The sequence below is a fragment of the Tepidisphaeraceae bacterium genome, from assembly GCA_035998445.1.
Classification (GTDB): domain Bacteria; phylum Planctomycetota; class Phycisphaerae; order Tepidisphaerales; family Tepidisphaeraceae; genus DASYHQ01.
Genome location: DASYHQ010000049.1, coordinates 1 through 19,310, shown reverse-complemented (window position 1 = coordinate 19,310; position 19,310 = coordinate 1). Strand labels below are relative to the sequence as shown.

The following is a 19,310-nucleotide window of genomic DNA, read 5'->3' as shown; positions in this document are numbered from 1 at the left end:
CGCTTCATAGAGCATGCGCGACGTTGTTTGAGCCTGTGTTGTACCACCCTAATAAGAGCGCTAATCCGCGAAGTAATCCGGCACCTCCAACAGAAGGCGGCCGCGCGAGGGCGGCAGGGCGAAGCTGCCCTCAGCCGTACGTTCGAGGGCTTGGCCCTTGAACGACCGGACGACACGCGCCCGCTCGGGCAGGCGGATTTTTTCGCCGGCGAACGTCGAGGGTTCCTGGATGACGTCGATGTCGATCGCCTTGCGGACCGGAACGTAGTGCAACAGCGTCAACAGTAAGTCTCGTCCGCGACGGCGGGGCACGACCAGTACGGTGCAGGGAAGGCCTGCCCCGGACTGAGGTGGGCCGATGAGCTGCGCGAATGCGGCTGCCACGGCGGCGCGCACCGCGGTGTTGCCCGTTTGCCGATACTCCCGAAAAACGGGATCGGCGAAGTAGATGAAACCCTCACCTGCGAGGGCAGCCGCATACTTGCTGGCGACGGGCTCGGCTGGGGTGTGGAAGTGGGAGCAGAACGTGAGGTCGGTCCGGTTGAAGTAGGGTTCGGCGCGGTCGATCAAGACCTGCACCCCGGCCCCGGCCACCACGTTCAGGCCCGCCGCGTAATGGACGCGATCGCCACCGGCCAACTCTGGCGCAAATCCGTCGCGTGTGCGCCAGAACGTTGGGTGTCGCGCAACGGTTCCGGCCAAACTGAGCGGCATCGACGGTATGACCCAATCGCCTCGGACGTCGGTCGCGCCGCGGAACGACGCAAGCAAACGTCCGCCACCTGCTCGGTAGGTGGCAAGCCGGGCCGCCAACGTATCAGTGATTGTGGAACTGTCGGGCAGGATAACGAGATCGAGTCGGGCCAGTTCGACATCGGTCACGCCGTCGTCGAGCACGACGCATTCGTAGTGCAGTTCCTCACAAAGGCCGACTGCGCCCTCGAGGCTCTTGTCACCCGCGATCGGATCGACATCAGGATGGGTCGGCAGGACGATGCCGACCTGCGGCAGTGCCGACGACCCCGCATAGAACGGCTCGGCGGCGCGGCACTGGGCGTACACATCGCCGATCAACCGATAGGTTGACGCGTCGGGCACGCCCCGGGGATGAAGCTGGTCGCCGACGCTGTTTGCCCCGCCCAGAGCTTGGCTGCGGAAACACTCGAACTCGAGCGCCGCGCGCGGCTTGAGCCCACCGAAGTCGCCCCACATCTTCTGGAATCGTCCGGTCATTGCCAGCCACGGCTTGCCCCAACCGTCGACCGCGCGTGCTAGCCGTGGGAAGTGCTGATATCCCCAGAACCCGCTCGGCAGCGATTCCAGTTCCCAATGCGTCTGGTGCGGGTGGCGACTTTTCACGCCATAGCGCGCATCCACGCTGAGCGGGTTGGGCGTGTTGTAGAAGACGGTCGCGCGCGGCAACAGGCCTCGCACGACGCGCGTGAAGCGTTCCGCGAATGCGGCCTGCGCGATCGACTCGACGCGCGCATGGGTCCCACGATTAGCCTCGCATAGCCCATGCCGCGCTCGCAGTGCGACGGCGGCGGGTGACCAGGCGGCGTCCTCATCGTAGAAGACGATGTCGAAGAAGAACCCGTCGATCGCGTCGCCGTACAGCGCCGCCAGTTCCCGCACGTGCGCTTCGATGTAGTCCAAGTAGTCGGCGTGCGCAAAGTCGTTGAACCGCCACCCGCCGGGCTGGCGCGTGCGACCGTCGGCGCTGGTTGCAAGCTGCGCAAACGTGCCGTCGCGCCGCATCTGCCGCCACTGTGGAAACCGCGACGCGACGTCCTCATCCCAGCCAACGGTCGTATAGACGGGCGTGCGGATGTTCGCTGACCGCAGTGCTTGGAGCTGTTCGCCCAGCAGATCTCGACCGCCGGCGAGATGCGGGTGACGCGTGCCGACGGCGGTCGGGTAGTAGCTCATGCCGTGATGACACTTGGCGAAGAGCGTGACGCTATCGACGTGCGCCTCGCGCATCGTTCGGGCGAATGTGGGCGCGTCGAAGTCGCCAGCGACGCCCTCGATGTATTCCGACGTATGGAAATCCAAATGGACTTGGCGGCGCGCGAGGGCGGGGACGGTGATGTCATCTGCGGTCATGCTGTAGCGGTCTCCACTGACGGGCCTTCGGTCGCCGACGACCGAGCGCGTCGGATGCTATCGTGCCAAGCGGAAGGCGATCGTCATGGTTCCCTGCGTCTCCATCACCGTCACGGTCAGCCGGGTATCGTCGGCGGTTGAGGTCCAGACGACCTTGCTGCTGGCGTAGCCCACGTCGGCCAGCTTTTGTTCGGTGGGCTTGCCGAAGCGTTCGCTATAGGCCTCAAGCACATCGGCCATCGCGGGCGGTCGTGAGAAGGTGGCGATCACGGACTGCATCTTGTCGTCCGCGAAGGCGATCTCGAGGTTCGCCGGTAGGTTGAACAGCGCTTCGGCCTCGGTCAGCAGGATCGTCTTGGCGGCCGCATCTGAGCGATCTTCAGGGCTGATCGTCGTCATGATCATGGTCGAGTTGCGTACGGCCTGGTGGGCGGCCGAGTACGAGTCGGACCAATGGAGGCTGGCAATCGGGTGCCACACCTTGCTCACGGCCGCGTCGCGATTGGACCCCGCGTTTCGGTTCGAATCCTCAGCGACTGCCACGGGCGAGCGGCTGGCCGGGGTGGATTGCGGCGTTTCGACCGTTGCCCCACGGGCCGTGATCTCCAGCATGCCCATGAATAGCGGTAGCCCGTCGGAGCGAACCTCGTTGCCACCCTCGATCGCGCGGTCGTCAATTCGCCGCATGATCGCGTCGTAACCGGTGAACCGCGCGGTGACGTTCGTGGGGAACGCCAGCACGTAAGGCACGCGGTCTTCGACGATAGGTGCGCGGCCGAGCGTGCGAATGGCCTTGGCCTGTTCGACGGGGTCCGTATGACCACCACCGGGCCGGGCGACCGAGCGGTCCATGTCGAAGCCGGTGTTGGTGGCGTCGCGGCGGGCGTTGATGAAGATGCGCTGCGCAGGGTCGGGGCCGACCAGCGGCTTGCCGTCGGCGCTGACGGCGGCAAACGAGACGAAATCGTTGGTGAACGCGCCGACGGACAGGCCGTCACTGAACCGATACCAACCGCCGTCGGCAGGAGGCCTGCCGACGTAGGCCTTTACCTGCGGCGCGTCGATGATCAACCGACCGTTGGGCCAATCCCATGTGATCTGCTCGCCAGAACGCACCGCTTCCGTCACGCGTCCTTGGAATGTATCGGCCGTCGCGCCGCGCTCCCGCACCCCAAAGTCGCCATTGGGCAGGTACCGTAGTCCGGCGCCCCGCTGGAAGGTTGCGCGGCCGATGGACAGGCCGTTCCAGAGGTCGTACCCGGTGATGCCCTTCTTGCCGATCTCGTACGTGACGGGGTCGGGCGCCGGCGCCACGTATCCGTTGATGAACGCGCGACCCGCCAGCGCGATCGCCGAGAGCATCGTGGGGTCGCGCTCGATCTCCACGGCGCTCCAGTAGAAGCCGGGCGACATGTATTGCAGGTCGGTCGCGAGGAACTGCTCGTCGATCCAGGGCTTGCTGTGGTAGTAGTGGTAGAACATCGCATCCCAGTCCTGCCAGCCGGCCAGCGCGGCGTTCATGAACGGGCGCTCGGTGCGGTAGGGGTTGGGGCGCGCCGAGTTCGTCTCGTAGATCACCGTGGGCTTGCCGGCGATCGTCAGCGAGTCCATCACGTAGGTGCTCGGGGGGGCGTCGAGGCTGGGCGTGGTGTTCCAGAAGTACATGCCGAAGTTGTTCACGTCGGCTTGCGCGCCGGCGCTGTAGTTCCACGGGATGTTCGGCCGGAACTGCGTGTCGTACGAGAAGGGAACGACCGCCACGCCCTTGCCTGGCGTGCCGAGCGAGCGGCAGAAGGCCTCGTAGTCCTTGTAGTAGTTCGTGATGAACTCGCTGATGAACGTGACGAACTCCTCGGCCCGCGCTTTGGGATACTTCGTGCGCCGCGGGAACGCCGGCGCGGGCGCCACGCTAGCACCGGCCAGTGATTCGCCGTCGGCCAGTTCGCCCCAGGCAGCGCGCAGCGCGGCGTCGTCGGCGTAGCGGGTCTTCAGCCAGCCGTTCCAGCGGGCGGTCAGCTTGTCCTGAAAGTACTTCGGCCACGTGTCGATGCCGTTGTCCAGCACCTGGCGGATCAGGAAGTGCTCGTTGTGGATCTCCCAGATCGCGATTGATTCCTCGTCGGCGTAGCGCACGCCGGTATACGGGTTCACGCGCGTCAGGAAGTTGACCGCGTGCTGCCGCTGCGCCTTGATCAGACGTTCGTCGAGGGCTTTCCAAAACGTGTGGCCCTTGGCCTCGGTGTTCACGATGGCGGCCTTCCAGTCGGCCCAGTCGTCGCCACCGGCGACGAAGGAACCGTCCTGTGCCAGCAGTTCGCGGCCCATGCCGTTCTGCAGTTGCGGGCACATGATGAACAGGCCCTGCGCCTTGCAGGCAGCGATATATCGGTCGTACTCGTCGAGGTTGTTGCGCTCGCCGGGCTTTAGCGTCGACGTGTCGCGCAGCTCGCCCTTGAGCGTTGATGCCGCATCGTAAGTCGGCGAGCCCTTCTGGCCCTGTCCACCGGGCCCCCAGAGGCGGATCGCGTTGAAGCCCAGGCGAGCGAGGCGTTGCGCGGCTCGCTCATAGTTGCCATCGCCCACGCCACCCGCCACGCCCCAGAGGCGCAGCCGTTTCCCTTCGTAGCTGAGGTGTCCGTCCTGTACCACGGTATACACGCCCGCGGTCGGCCACTGCGGGTTGGTGAAGAGCTGATAGGTAGGGTGGGCGCGCATCGACAGCTCGCCGTTCACCCCCGCCGCCGGCAGGGTGTAACGCGCAAGCCGCTGGCCGGCGGCCGCACCCGGGGCATTGGCGACGGTCAACAGCAGCCCATGATCCTCAAGATCGCCGGACGCGACGCGCGACAACAGCGGGGCGAACCCGTCGAGGCGCACTTCCTTGCTCTTGGGGTCGATCGCCGCGGTGGCCAGTGGCTGCGCGTCGTAATCCTCGCCTGCCACGGGCCGTTGCACCGACGCGACGTCGTACGCGCGCAACAAGCGATGTACCTGCAGGACCGCGGGTGACGGCGCGGCGGCCTTGCCGCCGATCGCCAGTACCGTCCAACTCATCGGTTCGGCCTGGTTCTTGTCGGCCGCCTGCCCACTGCGGATGCTGAGCTGGCCGCTCAACGTATAGGCGCCGGGCGAGGCGGGCTCGAACACGATTGCCGGCGCGAAGTCGAACGCGTCGCCCGCCTGCGACTGGCCCTGGGTGTGGAAGCGGATGTTCCCGTCCTCGCTGGATCGCATGCTGATGCCGCGGCCCTCGGCGATCGTCCACTCGCCGGACTTTTCGCCGCGCACGGCGTCGACTTGCTTCTCGACGATCGGCAGCTTGCCCCGCTTCGACAGTCCGGCGAGGCGGAACGTCCCCAGTTCGGTGGTGACGCTCGGTCGATCCACGAACGCCGGCAGCGCGACGCTTTTATCGTCGGACATGCGCGTCACGCGCAACGCCGACGCTTCGCCGCCCCCGTCGTAGTGCCACTGGTGCCGCCAGACCGCCAGTGCCACGCGCTCGCCGTCCCGCAGGTCGAACGATTGCAGCCCGGGCTGAGCGGCGAACTCGATCTGCTGTCCGTCGGTCGCCAGCGCGCCCGCTAGCGAAATCGCCTCGTTCGGCTTGGGCGGCTGCAGCTTTACCAGCAGTTGGGCCTGCTGGAGGTCGCTGGGCGACAGCCATAGCCGGTTGATCAGCGCCAGGTTCGGCCGAAGCACGACGGACCGCGCCTCGGCACCGCCCAGCACCACGTCCTTGCCGATCGGGATGATCCACTGTGCGGGAAACGTGCTCACGCTCGCCTCACTTGTAGCGGCGGGTTCAGGCTGCGTGCTGCTCTGTTGCGCATTGCAAGCCTGAGCCACCGCCAGCGCGATGACGGTGGCGGAGAGGAGTCGACGCGAGGTAAGTGCAATTGGATTCATGGAAAGCTGCAAGGAAGACTGTAGGTCCGGCTCGGCAGAGGCTAATCGAAAGCGATCGCTCCTCACCAATCCCGAGTTAAGCCGATCTGTTCGCGATCCCACTTGAATTGATTCTGGGCAATGGCAGGCTCCCAGTTTGACGAGAAGCACCAAGCCTGTGGCGATGTCTTGACGAGGTTGGTAGCGACCCATCGGAACGGCTCAACGTGACCGTCGGCCATCAGAAAGTTCGATTGCCGGCGATGCTTCACGTCCCACCCGTACGGGGAGTCGGTCGCCCCGAGGCCATGAGGGCGCTTCGTCGCCTGCGTGCGGCTGGGACTGCCCTGGTAGCCTTCGGTCATCAGGATGAACTGGGCCGCCGGCCGCAGTTGCGCAAGCTTGGACATCTGTTGGACCGGCGAGGCGGGTGTGGTGCCCGAGCCTTTGGGGAATCCGAACGCGAAGACGCTTGGCCGATAGCTCCACATCGTTCCATTGCCCTCGCGGGTCTCGGAGGGGCATTGCATGACCTTCAACCGGCACGATTCGGTCCAGTTTGCTTCGGCCGCCGCACGCGAGATGACGTTGGCGTTGAACATCACGTGAAGCCAGCTGTTGTACGTGATCTCGTCGTCGGCCCCGGTGCCCCCCGAGTTGGTGCCGGCATTGAACCGCGCTGCGCTCATGCAGGCGGGGGGCAGCCAGCCCCGTTGTCCGTTGGCGTACATGTGCAGCGTCAGGCCCAGCTGGCGCATGTTGCTGGCGCACTGCACCTTGTTGGCCGCCTCGCGGGCGCGGTTGAGCGACGGAAGGAGGATCGAGATCAGCAGGGCGATGATACCAATCACCACCAGCAGTTCGATGAGGGTAAACGCGGTTGGACGAGAAATGGATCGCATGAACATCCCTCCTGCGACGTTGCGCCCGGCGTGGGCGGCGTCGCAATGCGTGTGTGGCAAACCGTATGAACTGACTACCGTCGCTGCCGAACGCGGCCTCGAACGATAGGTCATCACCGCCCGATTTATCGATCGGCCCGTGGCGGAGCACAGGTGACGCCCTCGGCGAAGCCGCACGATACCGTCTGCTCGGGCAGCCGAACTTTCGGCTCCTCGATCTTCTTCATCAGCATCTGCGCGCCGCGGCGGGCCACCTCCACGTCGGGCACGATGACCGTGTCGATCGCGATGCCGGTCGAGTCGGCCGGCGAGTAGTGGAACGTCATCACCGACACGTCCTGCGGCACGCGCAGGCCCTGGGCGCACAGCGCCATCATCAGCGGGTGCGCGCTCGTCTCCGAGTAGCAGAGGATTGCCGTCGGCACCGGCTCGCGCGCCAGCCAGGCGCGAATGTACGCGGTGCGGTCGGGCAGCGGCACGGTCTCCGCGGCGCGCACGAGCCGGGGCTTCAGGCTGGCGCTGGTCATGGCGTTCGCATAGCCGGTGGCGCGGTCGACGGCGCTGTAGTGGGTGGACGTCGAGCAATCCAGCAGCACGATGTCTCGGTGCCCCTGCTCGATGAACCGCCGCGTCGCCATTTCGGCGCCAGCCACGTCGGCGGGGCACACGCAGTCGCCACCTTGCTTCGAATTGATCCAGATCGACGGGATCCGGTTGACGTCCACGAGGCCCACCAGCGCCTTGGGGATCTCCTGGAAGTAGTTGATCAATAGGCCGTCGGCCATCGTTTCTTTGAGAATCTTCGGGATGAAGGTCGAGCTCGTCAGCAGTTCGTCGGGCAACCAGGTGATGTTGAGGTGATTACCTCGCTCGGCGACCACGTCGTGCACGCCGCGCATCGCCTCGGAGTTCAGCGAGCTGCGGTTGGGCATCGGGCTCATCAGCAGCGAAATGCAATTAAACCGCCCGGTGGCGATCGCTTTGGCAGCGCTGTTGGGCCGATACCCCAGCTCCCGCGCCGCCGCCCAGACGCGCTCGCGTGTCTCGGGCTTGAACAGGTGCGGACGCGTACCGAGCACGTTACTGACAGTGAAGGTCGAAAGACCACTTCGTGCTGCGATGTCGGCGAGGGTGACTGCCATGGTATGGCGCAATATATCTCATATAAACGCTTGTAAAGCAACCACAATCCCAATTTTAACTCTCACCATCGCGGCGAGGTAGCAGACGCGACCCTATTTCTAGGTCGGCACAACAGTTCTCCGGAAAGGATTTGCTTTACAAGCGTTTATGGTGCATTATAAGCGCTTAGATTGGGCAAGCAGGTTCGTGGATCCCTTGCGGCTCTGGTTTTTTCACGGAACATTTCGACGGCTCCCAATTCTGGGATCGTCTAGGAGGAAGCAATGTGTAAGGTCAGCAAGAAGCGTTTCGGGGCCATCGTTGCGGGAATCACGATGGCGGCGACTTTGGTGTCTAGCGCTAATGCGGCGATCGTTTATTCGGTTGACTTCGACAGCGCGACCTCGGACGGCACCATACAAGGTGTGACGGGCGGCACCGCCACTATTGCGACGACCAGCAATCGGACGACCATCGAGACCTCTCCCACTTTTGGTCCGGAGGGTAACAGGTTCCTGCGCACGATATCGCCCGTTAACAACGCGCAGAACCCGCAAGCGGTGCAGGTCGCGAACCTCGCGCCCAGCGCAGGTAACTCGCTGTCGGTCCTGACCACGCAGATCGGCGGGCAGCGGGTGATGAAAGGGGGATTCGATTTCTTCCTGCGATCGGACATCGCGGTGAACGGTACCACCACGTCGGTGAACACGCTTCGCGTGATCGATGCGGGTTCGAGCAGTGGCAACGGCGCTCGGCTCATCGTCAATAGCGACTCGGGCAGCCAAGACACGGCACTTCAGGTCGACGTCATCACCAGCGGTGGCGCCCTGAAGGTGCGTGCGCCCGAGGCGTTCACGATCGCAGCCAACACGCTCTATCACGTGGCCGTGCTCTACACGAATGACGGTGCGGCGGGCAACACCACGGGGCATCTCTTCATCGTCGAGGGCAACACCGCAATCGACACGAGCGACCTGACCTCCAGCAACCCGGCCCTGCGCGGCACCACGAGCATCAACTTCACGAACGAGGCGTCTAGCTTCAGCGTGCCGAACTTTAACTTCGGCAAGGTCAACACCACCAGCAACGAGCGCCTGCAGGATTTCGACGCGTTCCGCCTTTACGATGCCACCCCCAGCACTTTCGCCGCCATCACCGCGGTTCCTGAACCCACGGTCGTGGCTCTGGCTGGCGTGGGCCTTGCCATGTTGGCGCTGCGTCGTCGGCCCAACGCGTAAGCGCAAGGCCGAGAAGGGGGCGTGGCTCGAGCCGATGAATTGCCGGAGGAATGACCATGATGCAAACCGTTCGCCCCAGCAGGGCAGCCGGGTTCACGTTGGTGGAACTCCTCGTCGTCAGCGGGATCATCGCGTTGTTGATCGCGATCTTGCTGCCGACCCTGAGCAAGGCGCGAGCGGCGGCGCAGACGGTGGTTTGCGCGTCGAACCTTCGGCAGTTCGGCTTGGCCATCAACCTGTACGCGACGCGATTCAACGGCGCGTTGCCGTGGGGCGGGCCGCAACCGAGCTATGAGGGGGCGGTCGGGGCCGACGGTAATGCGTTCGCCGGGTCGTTTACCGGTCTGTACTTTCGCCCGTACGTCAGCGGCACCGGGCCCGACCCCAGCCGCAGTACGATCTGGTCGTGCCCTGCCGACAACCGCTCGTCGCTGCCAAACTTCAACGGTCGGTCCTACATCTGTGCCCGCACGGAGAACCCGACGCCACCCTGGCCGCGCGTGTCGCGATTCAAGCGTCCGGCGCAGCGGACGATCCTCTGGGACACGATCCGCTCGGCTTACCCGTACGCGCAGATGAACAGCGTGACCAATCCCTTCTGGTACCGCTCCGGCCCGCCGTACGACACGGCGACGTCCTTCCCCGCGTTGGAGAACCGCCACCAGCGCGGCGGCAACTTCCTGTTTCTCGACGGGCACGCCGAACGCGTGCCGCAACTCCGGTTGGAAGCCGACTACGCGGCGATCTACTTGTTGACGCTCAAGTACGGTGTTGATTAATCGCTAATCGCGCGCGCTGTTGCCGTGCCGCGGGATGCGCGATGCCGTTGAAGATTGTACGAACATTTCCGTTGACAGCGTGCGCGTCGGCCCGTGCGGAACTTAAGCGTCCGCTACCGAACTGGCAGTCATCATAATGCCCGGATAATTGCTTCTATCGTTTGGCCTCGGTCTGTTTGTGTGACACAGAGTTCGATCGTAACCAAACTCAATCGAGCGTTCGTTTCCAATATCCATTCCGATTGGTGCCAGCCGCGCCGCGCTCAGCATTGGGTCATTTCTGCGTCGTTGATGTCTGTCCCCCTTTCAACTCTTGAGGTCCTCCATGGTCTCTCCAAATGTCCGTGTTCGCCGTGCGATGGTCGATGCCCTTGAACCCCGCGTGCTGCTCGCGGGCGACGGGTTGTCGGTGGTCTATTATGATGGAGCGAACGTCACGCAGGCGCGCGAGGTTCAGGGGGTGCCGCACCCGGCGATCGTCGTCAACCTTGGTGGTACGTCCATCGCCGATGGTGCGTGGGGCGGTGGTAGGCCCGCAGCCATGGCAACCGGCGACTCGGACACGTGGTCGGCTCGCTTCACGGGTGAGGTGGAGACGCTACACGGGACCGGCTCATCCACGTACACGTTCCGCACCTACAGCGACGACGGCGTGCGGGTCTGGGTCGATGGGCAGCTCGTCATCAATGCGTGGAACGATCACGGCCCCCGTTACGACTCCGGCAGCATCGCGCTGGCGGCGGGACGGAAGTATCAGCTGCGCGTCGAGTACTACGACAACACGGCCTCCGGCACCCTGCGCCTGGAGTGGAACCGTCCGGGAATGGCGGCCGGAACGTACGAGGTCGTACCGCAGGCGAACTTTTACAGCGGGCGACGGGTCTTTCCCGCGAACCTGAACCAGGTGAACGTGAAGGACTTCGGCGCGGTCGGCGACGGCATCGCCGATGACTGGGCCGCCATTCAACAGGCGATCAGCTCTGTGGCCGGCAACGCCAACACCGTGGCCAGCAAGGTCGTCTACCTGCCCGACGGTACCTACAAGGTCAGCAAGCAGCTGGAATGGCGCACGTACAAGGTCGACAGCGCCACCAACCAACTCGTGCCCGACACGACCTCCTGGGGCGGGTGGCGCGGCTACATCGTCCTGCAGGGCGAGAGCCGTGGCAATACGGTCGTGAAGCTGGCCAACAACACGTTCACGTCCACGCCCGACGAAGACCCTGCGACATGGTCTCCCAATGCTGTCCTGTACACCGCCAGTTCGGACAGCATCCACAAGTACAGCGACGTGAACGGGGCCGGGAACATGGCCTTCCTCAACGGCGCACGTGACCTCTCGATCCACATGGGCAGCGGTAACACTGGGGCCGTTGGCATCAGCTACCAGACGAGCAACGAGGGGCAGCTGCGGGACGTGAACATCCTGTCCGACGGCGCCGCGGGCTTCGCAGGCCTGCGCATGGCCCGCGACGACAATGGCCCAGGCCTCGTGAAGGACGTGCTGATCACCGGGTTTCAGTACGGCATACAGGGGCCCGCCTACTCGATGTACAGCAACATGAACTTCGAGCACGTGACGCTTCGCGGCCAAATGACCACTGCGATCAACAGCCCTGGCTGCGGGCCGACCTGGTCGTTCCGCGACCTGCGCAGCATCAACTCGGTGCCCGGACTCACCTTCACGCGCAACGCCACCAACAACATCCGCCAGGGGAACGTCGTCTTGGTCGACTCCAGCTTCACCGGAGGTGCCGCCGGCACCACGGCCATCAGCAGCCCGGACGCCTCGGCCCTGTTCATCCGCAACACGACCTTTGGTGGGTACGGCACGTCGATCAGCAGCACGGTCGCCGGCGTGACGACCACCCGTACCGGCAACGTCGGCGAGTTCGTCTCGCATGCCGTCGCCAAGAACTTCCCCGACGCGCCCGGCACGTCGCTCAACCTGCCCGTCAACGAGACGCCCGAGTACGAGAACCTGAACGTCGCCAGCGACTGGGCCTACGTGGGCGCGCCCAGCGGTGGCGATGACACGGCGGCCATTCAGTCGGCGTTGAACTCGGGCAAGCCGGTCGTCTACTTCAAGGGATGGGCCTGGTACCGCATCAGCACCACCCTGACGGTGCCCGCGACCGTCCGCAAGATCGTCTTCGACCACGCGACGATCGCGGCGGCCACCACCGGCAGCATCTTCACCAATGCCACGAGCCCGGCGCCGTTCCTGAAATTCATGGGCGCGACGGCAGAGCCGGTCATCGTGGACCGCGCGCAACTGCGGCTTCACATAGACACGCTGACGACCGCCGGGGCGCAGGGCTTCCTGCACGACACCGCACGCCCGCTCGTGTTCACCGGGCTGCTCGTCTTCACGCAGGCCGCCACGCAGGCCTACCTGCCGACCGCCAACGCCGGCGACGTTTACTTCGAGGACGCCGCCATCAGCGGCATGACCTTCCGGCGCGGACAGAACGTGTGGGCGCGCAGCCTCAACCCCGAGGGGAGCCAGGCGGTGAAGATCACGAACGACGGCGCCAACCTCTGGATCCTTGGCCTGAAGATCGAGCACCCCACGACCGTGCTCCAGACGCAGAACTTCGGCCGCAGCGAGGTGCTGGGCGGCCTGCAGTTCCCGAACTTCAAGGGGGTGGTTGGACAGGGTCCGACCGCCTCGTCGCCACCGGCGTTCGTCAACAACCAGGGATACGTGTCCATAAGTTACGGCTCGCTCGCGTACCCGCCGAGCGGCACCAACTCGGGCACGTTCGACTGGTACACCCACTTCCGCGAGTCGCGCGACGGTTCGACGTACGCCAACCTCATTGCCAGCAGCCTGCCTGGCCGCGGTGGGGGTAAGAACGTCGCGCTCTACCGCGGTGGGGCGACCCTCGTCCGCACCGAAACCAGCGCCCGCCCCACGGCCAGTGGTGGAGCGACGCACGGCGAGTTCGCCGATGCGCAGGCGTCTCTGGGCTACACGAGCAACTACGCCGCCACGGGGGTGGGCGACTACGTGACGTACGCCGTTAACGGGGTGCCGCCCGGCGATTTCACCCTGAAGGTGACGTTCAAGCGACGTCCCAATGCGCCGATCGTTCAGGTCGCGGTGGCGACCTCGCTCAACGGCCCCTACACGAACGTCGGCGCGCCGCTGGACCTCTACAGCGCCAGTCCGTCCTTTCAGCGCCTGACCGCCGGCTCCATAAGCACCAGCGCCAATAGAACCGTCTACGTGCGGCTCATGGTATCCGACCTCGGGGCCGCCAGTGGAGGGTGTCTCGTGCAGACGGACAAAGTCGAACTGGAACCCGTTCTGTAGCCATAACCCTGTTTCATCAATGAAAAGCTGGCGAAGGCACGGATTGTTGACACAGTTTACACAAATGGAGATCCGCCGGCACCGACGGCGGTGAGACCCTGTAGATTGGCTACGGCACCAATGCGGTGACACTGCATGCCTAGGCATTTACCGCGAACCCTGTTAATTCCAGTTAACAGGGTTCGCTCGTTTTCGGGCTGGTTTTCCAATGTTTTCGAGTTGGACGCTCTCAGCTAAGAAGGGGAGAGAGCGACGCACGAAGGCCGCGTCCGACCGTTCCGGCCTCCCCTGGCCAAGAACTCTCGGATTCTCCGCTCTATTTCCGGTCACCAGTTAACAACCGTGCCGGGATCGGGGGGCGTGTGGGACGGGGTGCGGAAAGTACAGCGGCTAGCATCCTCCTCAGGGGGCCATCATGCGTTTGTAGCACAGCGACATGCCCAAGAGGAACAGCAGTGCCACTGCGACGGCGGGCGCCGGGTGGGTAAAGCTCGTGTAGCCGATGACCGGATGGATGGCGATCGCCGTCGCGAAGCCGACCGACCCCGCCCACAGCAGCACCTGCCAGAGGCTGCGGCTCGGCCGGCTGCACCAGATGCAGAACAGCACCGCGATGCCGGCACTCAGCAGCCCGCCACCGAAGCCGGCACGGTCGTGGGCGATGTACGTTGACCTCCACACCACATCGATTTCGTGCCTGCCCAAGCACCTCGGAGAAGTCGTCGTGAGACGTGAGATAAGGCAATGCGAGCGGAACAGGCCCACGATGTAGACCGGCAGCAGGGCGAGCGTGGCGGCCAAGTGCCACTGGTCCAGGTAGCCGTAACCGAGGTAGGCGAGGAAGCTGCCAAAGCCGGCGAGGCCGGTCAGGACGAACAGCCACCACGCCCACGGCTCGCCATGACGCAGCGGGAACTCGGCAAGCCACATGTACAGCGAACCGAGCGCGACCAGAACGCCGCCGAAGCTAACCCGGTCGTGGAACATGAAGTGGACGATGCGGCACTGGTTCATGCTGCATAGCGCCTCGCTGGTCATGCCGAGGTACTGCACGTCCTGCGGCAGGAAGTGGCCGGTGGCCGACTGGAAGATTGCGAAGGTGCCGGAGAGAACGAGCGCCAGGCCGGTCAACGTCAGGAGTGGCCGACCATCGCCCACGAGCGCCGCCAGGAACCCCCGCTGATCATCGACCGCTGCCGTCATGCACAAGGATCATAACCGGTAATCTGACGAGGGGCGGCTATCGCTAGAAGCCGAGCACGATCGGTCGCAGTCCGGCTGACTTGAAGACCGGGTCCAGCCGCCGCGCCAGTTCCGGCCAGTTGTGATGCGGCACCATGGGGTACAGGTGGTGCTCGAGGTGATAAAGGTGCTCCATCGCGACGATCGAAGCGAGCTTGCCGCGAAACAACTTCGTCTGCAGCAGTGCCGTCGGACCGTCAGGGTTATGCGGCAGGTAGGACGTGACCAGTGGGATCACCCAGCCGCCCATGACCATCAGCACCGCGTACACCGGGAGGACCGGCGTCCAAGGCAGCGTTGCGATGCAGGTCACGAGCAGGACCAGCGCCATCGTCACTTCGATCGCCACCAAGTACCGCAACTGATGCTTGTGCCGCAGCGCCCACACCATGATGCGAGGCTGAAAGATCACGCCCTCCAGCAGCGTCCGTGCAAAAGACATCTTCACGGCCGCGCCCTCGATGTCGTCGTCGTGCGTCAACCGCTGGCGGATGGGGCGGCGCGGCGTGGCGGCGGGGGGTGTGCCGACAATGCGGCTACGATCTTCGTGCCACGCCGGAGCGGTGTCCGGAGTGCGGAGTGCGGGAGCGAAGTGATGTCATAGCACGTCGTGCCTCGAGCTGGTGACGGTCCGGTCGAACGGTGTGCTGCTCAACGACGCGACGAGATCAATCATTGGTGCCAGGAGTATCTTCCACTGGCACGCGGTGGCAAACCGCAAGGACCGGCGAGCCAGTTCGTCACGCGTCGCCCGGTCCTGGTAAAGCAGATCTAGCCGATCTGCGAGGTCGGCCTCATCGATCAGCGACCGTACCATGCCGTTGGCATGCATCTCTGTACCGCGCACGCGGATACGCTGCAGCGGGTGGGGCAATAGTTCGCTGCAGGACGAGCAGTCAGTGGCCAGCGCCGGCACGCCGCATGCTTGGCTTTCGAGGATGGGTAGCCCGAAGCCTTCAGCCATGGTCGGAAGCGCGAAGACGTCGAAGCTGTTGTAGACCGTCGCCAAACCGACGTCGCTCAGGCCGTGAAGTGCGTCGTAGTGCACTGTCGCGCGCGTGATCTCGGTGATGCCGAACCGTTCGATCAGCGGCTGCAGATCGAGCTCGCCAACGATCGGCGTGTGCAGGTACAGCACCACGTCATCCTTGCCGCGCGCGAACCGGGCGAAGGCGTCGAAGAGGGCCGGCAGATTCTTGCGCCGCTGATTTGCTGCGACCGTGCCAACGACGAACTTATCGCTTACCCCCACGCGTGCCTTCGCGACGATCGGGTCGGCAGGGAAGAACCTTGCGGTATCAACGCCGTGCGGAAGAATGATGGCATCCACACTAGCTTGTGATCGGACGGCGTCCGCCGCGTATCGGCTGAAGACCATCACTCCGTCGGCCGAACACATCCATGCTTTCCACAGATCCGGAATGGGAACGGAGTCGATGGGGAAGCAGGCGAGCCAACGGGAAAACGGATGTGCCCGTCGTACGGCCGGCATGTCGTCGAACATCCACGGATCGCCGATCGTCAGGACCACCTGTGGCGCCACTTCTTCCACGGCACGTCCGATCGCGGTCGTCAGCCCCGGGAGCGTCGCGGGCATGATTGGGATGCCCTCCGCGTGAGGCGCACCGTCATAACCCGCACCGACGGCATAGACCGAGAAGCCGGCCCCAGATAACGCCGCGATAAACTCGCGTGTGACGCGGCCGTATCCCGTCGTGAGCGTCGGGCTGTGGCTGGCGATGAGGATTCGTCTCATGGAAGTTCCTTGACAGCGTCGTCGGCGACCGATTGTAATGGCTGCCGCTGGGTCTTGAGCAGGGGGCCCGTCTCAGTGTTGCCAATTCATTCAGAGTAAAACATGACGAATGCACTCGGCCGGACCGGATGTACGGTGGAGACTCTGGAATCGCGCCAACTCCTGACGAACTTCGTCGTCAGCACGGTCGCGGACAGTGGCGTGGGCTCGTTGCGACAAGCGATCCTAGACGCCAACAGCACCCCGGGCGCCGACGCGATCCACTTTGCCATCGGTGACGGCGGTGCCGCTACGATCAGGCCGCTGAGCGCGTTGCCGGACGTTGGGTCTGCCGTCACCATCGATGGAACGACGCAGCCTGGCTTCGCGGGGAAGCCGCTGATTGAGATATCGGGGGAGCTCATCACCCAGTCGGCGAGCGGGCTTCGGTTGTTCGGCGGCTCGGTTGGCACGGATGCCACCGTCGTGCGGGGGCTGGCGATCAATCGGTTCCGCGGCATTGGCGTGTTCATCAACGGCGTCGGCATGCGCGTCGAAGGCAATTACATTGGCACGAACCTCGCGGGGGACGCCGCGGCAGGGAGTGCATATGGCGTGTTCCTCTGGGGCACGCAGCACACGATTGGCGGCACGGTCGCCGCAGCGCGCAACGTGATCTCGGGCAACTCGACCGGCATCGCCTTCGGCACCGGTTCGGCTGAGGGCATCCAGATCCAAGGTAACTACATCGGCATGAACGCCTCCGGCACCGATGCGGTCCCGAACCAGGTCGGCATCTCGCTCTCCAACGGCGGAGTGACGATCGGTGCACCCGATGGCTATGCGCAGGGCGGGAACCTCATCTCCGGTAACGTGCAAAGCGGGATTCGTATATTGGGCGGGTACTACAACCTCCCGGTGGCAATCCTGAACAACCGGATCGGCCCGGGCGTGAACGGCGAACCGCTCGGCGCGGGCAGCGCGGGCGTCGTCGTCACGAACAGTGGCGGCACGCCGTCGCCCGTTAACATCACCGGCAACGAGATCGCCTTTGCGGGCGCCGGCGGGATTGCGGTCGGGCCGTCCGACGCGTCAACTCACGTTCTGGCACGGGGCAACTTCCTCCATTCGAACCAGCACCCCCCGACCCTGCGGACACTCAACATCGACCTTGGCGCACCTGGACCTGACGCAAACGACCCGTACGACGCCGACGCCGGGGCCAACGATCTGCTGAACGCGCCGGTCTTGACCGGATTCGGTGGCACTCTGACCAGTCCGACGGCGGTTGGCACGTACCACGGATTGCCCTCGACCTCGCTCGTGCTCGACGTCTACCGCGTGGGCAGCGGTTGGCGCGGTGAGCCCGTCGGCACCGCCAGCATCACGACCGATGCCAGTGGCAACGCGTCGTTCGAGATCCCTCTGAACGTAGACCGCAGCGACGGCGGCGCCATCGAGGCGACGGCCAGCCTGCTGGACGCGGCGGGTGGCGGTGGCGTTACCTCCGAGTCGTCCGCCGTGCTGCCGATGGGCGGTGGGGCGATTCAGGGAGTCGTGCAGGTCAGCGGGGTGAACACCGCAGGGCGGGTCGTCTATATCGACCGCAACAACAACAGCGTCTTGGATGAAGACGAGCGGCGGGTGACCACGAATGGCGATGGCTTCCGGCTTGACGGTTTGCCGAGCGGATCCTACCGACTGCGTCAGGTCGTTCCTGCTGGTGAGGTGCAGGCGCAGCCCTTCTACAGTACGAACCAGTGGCAGGCCGCATACGAGATCCAAATCAACGGGACGCACGTCGTGAACGTAACGTTCGCCACAACCTTAGGTCCCGTCGTCGGCGGCCTGATGCCCAGCCAATTTGCGGTCTCGCCGGGCCAAACGGTCTCGCTTCGCGCGTCGGCAACTCCTGGCGCGTCGGGAAGCGCGGTCAGTGCCGTTCGCTTCTACAAGGAGAGCAATGGCACGCTTGGCCTGCAACTCGGGGCGGGCGGAGACGGCTTCATCTCGCAGCAGACGACGCCAGCCAGCTCGAGCAGCAATGTCTACGAGACGCAAGTGCCGCATTCGGCCTTGACCGGTGGCATCAACACGTTCTACGTGCAAGCCACAGATGCCCTCGACGCGGTCAGCAACGTCACCCAGAAGGAGGTCCTGTATCGAGACGAATTGACGATGATCAGCGGCGTAGTATTCGTTGACACGAACGGAAACGGCAACCGCGACGCTGGCGAAGATACGAAGGTGAATGGCGCGGTGGTCTACATCGACCGAAACTACAACGATCGGTTCGACGCCGGCGATCTGCAATCGGGCACGTCAGCATGGACGGATGGCTCCTACACGTTCGCGTCGCTGCCCGCGGGAACGCATCGGATTGGATTGTTCAGACCCACGGGCGACTACGTGCAAACTTCGCCCGCCGCGTTCGGACTGCTCACGGTGACGGTTGCTCCGGGTCAGGTCCTTACGGGTGCCGATTTTATGGTCAAATCGCAGCCGCTGGCCCTTGTTGCAACGCCAGCCAGCGGAACCCTCGCGGTGCCGGAAGGGGCCACCGCGCAATTCTCGCTTTCGCTCAATCGTCGTCCGTGGTGGAACGTGGCGGTGAGCGCTGCGACTTTTCCCGGTTCGGACCCGGATCTGCAGCTAGAGGCGTCGCTGCCGATCACGTTCACCCCCGACAATTGGAACGTGCCGCAGACCGTGGCGATCCGCGCTGCGCAGGATGCAGACCTGACCTCGGATAGCGCAACGTTCCGATTCTCCTCAACTGAGATTGCGGTGCCCTTGGAGATCACCGCTACCGAGATCGACGACGACCCTGCCGCGCCGGTCGTCCTGCAGGCGGAGGACGCGACGCTGGGTGGCGGGACGGCCAAGTCCTCGCAGCACGCCGGCTACACCGGCAGCGGCTACGCGGACTTCGCCGGCAGCGGCTCGTCGGCCCAGTGGACCGTCACCCGCACCGCCGCC

The 19,310-nt window shown here is 64.6% G+C and carries 11 protein-coding genes; 4 read left to right on the top strand and 7 right to left on the bottom strand.

The window, feature by feature from the left end; all coding sequences use genetic code 11:
- Positions 1 to 60: 60 nt before the first annotated feature.
- The 4 genes from VGN72_18115 to VGN72_18100 form a co-directional block, all read right to left on the bottom strand.
- Complete coding sequence (locus VGN72_18115; GenBank protein ID HEV7301285.1) at positions 61 to 2,106, bottom strand: alpha-amylase family protein; 2,046 nt, start codon at positions 2,104 to 2,106, stop codon at positions 61 to 63.
- Between the two features lie 57 nt (positions 2,107 to 2,163).
- A complete protein-coding gene (locus VGN72_18110) occupies positions 2,164 to 5,886 on the bottom strand; it encodes a hypothetical protein (GenBank protein ID HEV7301284.1) in 3,723 nt (1,240 codons plus the stop codon).
- Positions 5,887 to 6,077: 191 nt separating this feature from the next.
- Complete coding sequence (locus tag VGN72_18105) at positions 6,078 to 6,896, bottom strand: DUF1559 domain-containing protein (GenBank protein ID HEV7301283.1); 819 nt, start codon at positions 6,894 to 6,896, stop codon at positions 6,078 to 6,080.
- A 125-nt stretch (positions 6,897 to 7,021) separates the two neighbouring features.
- Positions 7,022 to 8,038, bottom strand: coding sequence for a LacI family DNA-binding transcriptional regulator (locus tag VGN72_18100; protein ID HEV7301282.1), 1,017 nt, complete (start codon positions 8,036 to 8,038; stop codon positions 7,022 to 7,024).
- A gap of 264 nt (positions 8,039 to 8,302) precedes the next feature.
- Between VGN72_18100 and VGN72_18095 the strand changes: the two genes are divergently transcribed.
- From VGN72_18095 to VGN72_18085, 3 genes are all read left to right on the top strand, one after another.
- Complete coding sequence (locus tag VGN72_18095; protein HEV7301281.1) at positions 8,303 to 9,256, top strand: PEP-CTERM sorting domain-containing protein; 954 nt, start codon at positions 8,303 to 8,305, stop codon at positions 9,254 to 9,256.
- 56 nt (positions 9,257 to 9,312) lie between these two features.
- Entirely contained in the window at positions 9,313 to 10,035 is a 723-nt protein-coding gene (locus tag VGN72_18090; GenBank protein ID HEV7301280.1) for a prepilin-type N-terminal cleavage/methylation domain-containing protein, read from the top strand.
- Between the two features lie 358 nt (positions 10,036 to 10,393).
- Positions 10,394 to 13,354 (top strand): glycosyl hydrolase family 28-related protein, encoded by a 2,961-nt coding sequence (locus VGN72_18085; GenBank protein HEV7301279.1) that lies wholly within the window; start codon positions 10,394 to 10,396, stop codon positions 13,352 to 13,354.
- A 402-nt stretch (positions 13,355 to 13,756) separates the two neighbouring features.
- On the opposite strand, the gene VGN72_18080 is transcribed toward VGN72_18085, so the two are convergent.
- The 3 genes from VGN72_18080 to VGN72_18070 form a co-directional block, all read right to left on the bottom strand.
- Positions 13,757 to 14,557 (bottom strand): hypothetical protein, encoded by an 801-nt coding sequence (locus VGN72_18080; protein ID HEV7301278.1) that lies wholly within the window; start codon positions 14,555 to 14,557, stop codon positions 13,757 to 13,759.
- A 43-nt stretch (positions 14,558 to 14,600) separates the two neighbouring features.
- Positions 14,601 to 15,038, bottom strand: coding sequence for a fatty acid desaturase (locus tag VGN72_18075; protein ID HEV7301277.1), 438 nt, complete (start codon positions 15,036 to 15,038; stop codon positions 14,601 to 14,603).
- 156 nt (positions 15,039 to 15,194) lie between these two features.
- On the bottom strand, positions 15,195 to 16,148 hold the full coding sequence (locus VGN72_18070; GenBank protein ID HEV7301276.1) for a glycosyltransferase: 954 nt from the start codon (positions 16,146 to 16,148) through the stop codon (positions 15,195 to 15,197).
- A 306-nt stretch (positions 16,149 to 16,454) separates the two neighbouring features.
- Between VGN72_18070 and VGN72_18065 the strand changes: the two genes are divergently transcribed.
- On the top strand, positions 16,455 to 19,310 hold a 2,856-nt coding region (locus VGN72_18065), incomplete at its 3' end, for a hypothetical protein (protein ID HEV7301275.1).

Excerpts from the sequence above, each read along its gene's own strand:
- VGN72_18100 (HEV7301282.1), bottom strand. The coding sequence starts at position 8,038 with ATGGCAGTCACCCTCGCCGACATCGCAGCACGAAGTGGTCTTTCGACC.
- VGN72_18105 (HEV7301283.1), bottom strand. The coding sequence starts at position 6,896 with ATGCGATCCATTTCTCGTCCAACCGCGTTTACCCTCATCGAACTGCTG.
- VGN72_18080 (HEV7301278.1), bottom strand. The coding sequence starts at position 14,557 with ATGACGGCAGCGGTCGATGATCAGCGGGGGTTCCTGGCGGCGCTCGTG.
- VGN72_18090 (HEV7301280.1), top strand. The coding sequence starts at position 9,313 with ATGATGCAAACCGTTCGCCCCAGCAGGGCAGCCGGGTTCACGTTGGTG.
- VGN72_18095 (HEV7301281.1), top strand. The coding sequence starts at position 8,303 with ATGTGTAAGGTCAGCAAGAAGCGTTTCGGGGCCATCGTTGCGGGAATC.
- VGN72_18115 (HEV7301285.1), bottom strand. The coding sequence starts at position 2,106 with ATGACCGCAGATGACATCACCGTCCCCGCCCTCGCGCGCCGCCAAGTC.
- VGN72_18085 (HEV7301279.1), top strand. The coding sequence starts at position 10,394 with ATGGTCGATGCCCTTGAACCCCGCGTGCTGCTCGCGGGCGACGGGTTG.
- VGN72_18075 (HEV7301277.1), bottom strand. The coding sequence starts at position 15,038 with ATGTCTTTTGCACGGACGCTGCTGGAGGGCGTGATCTTTCAGCCTCGC.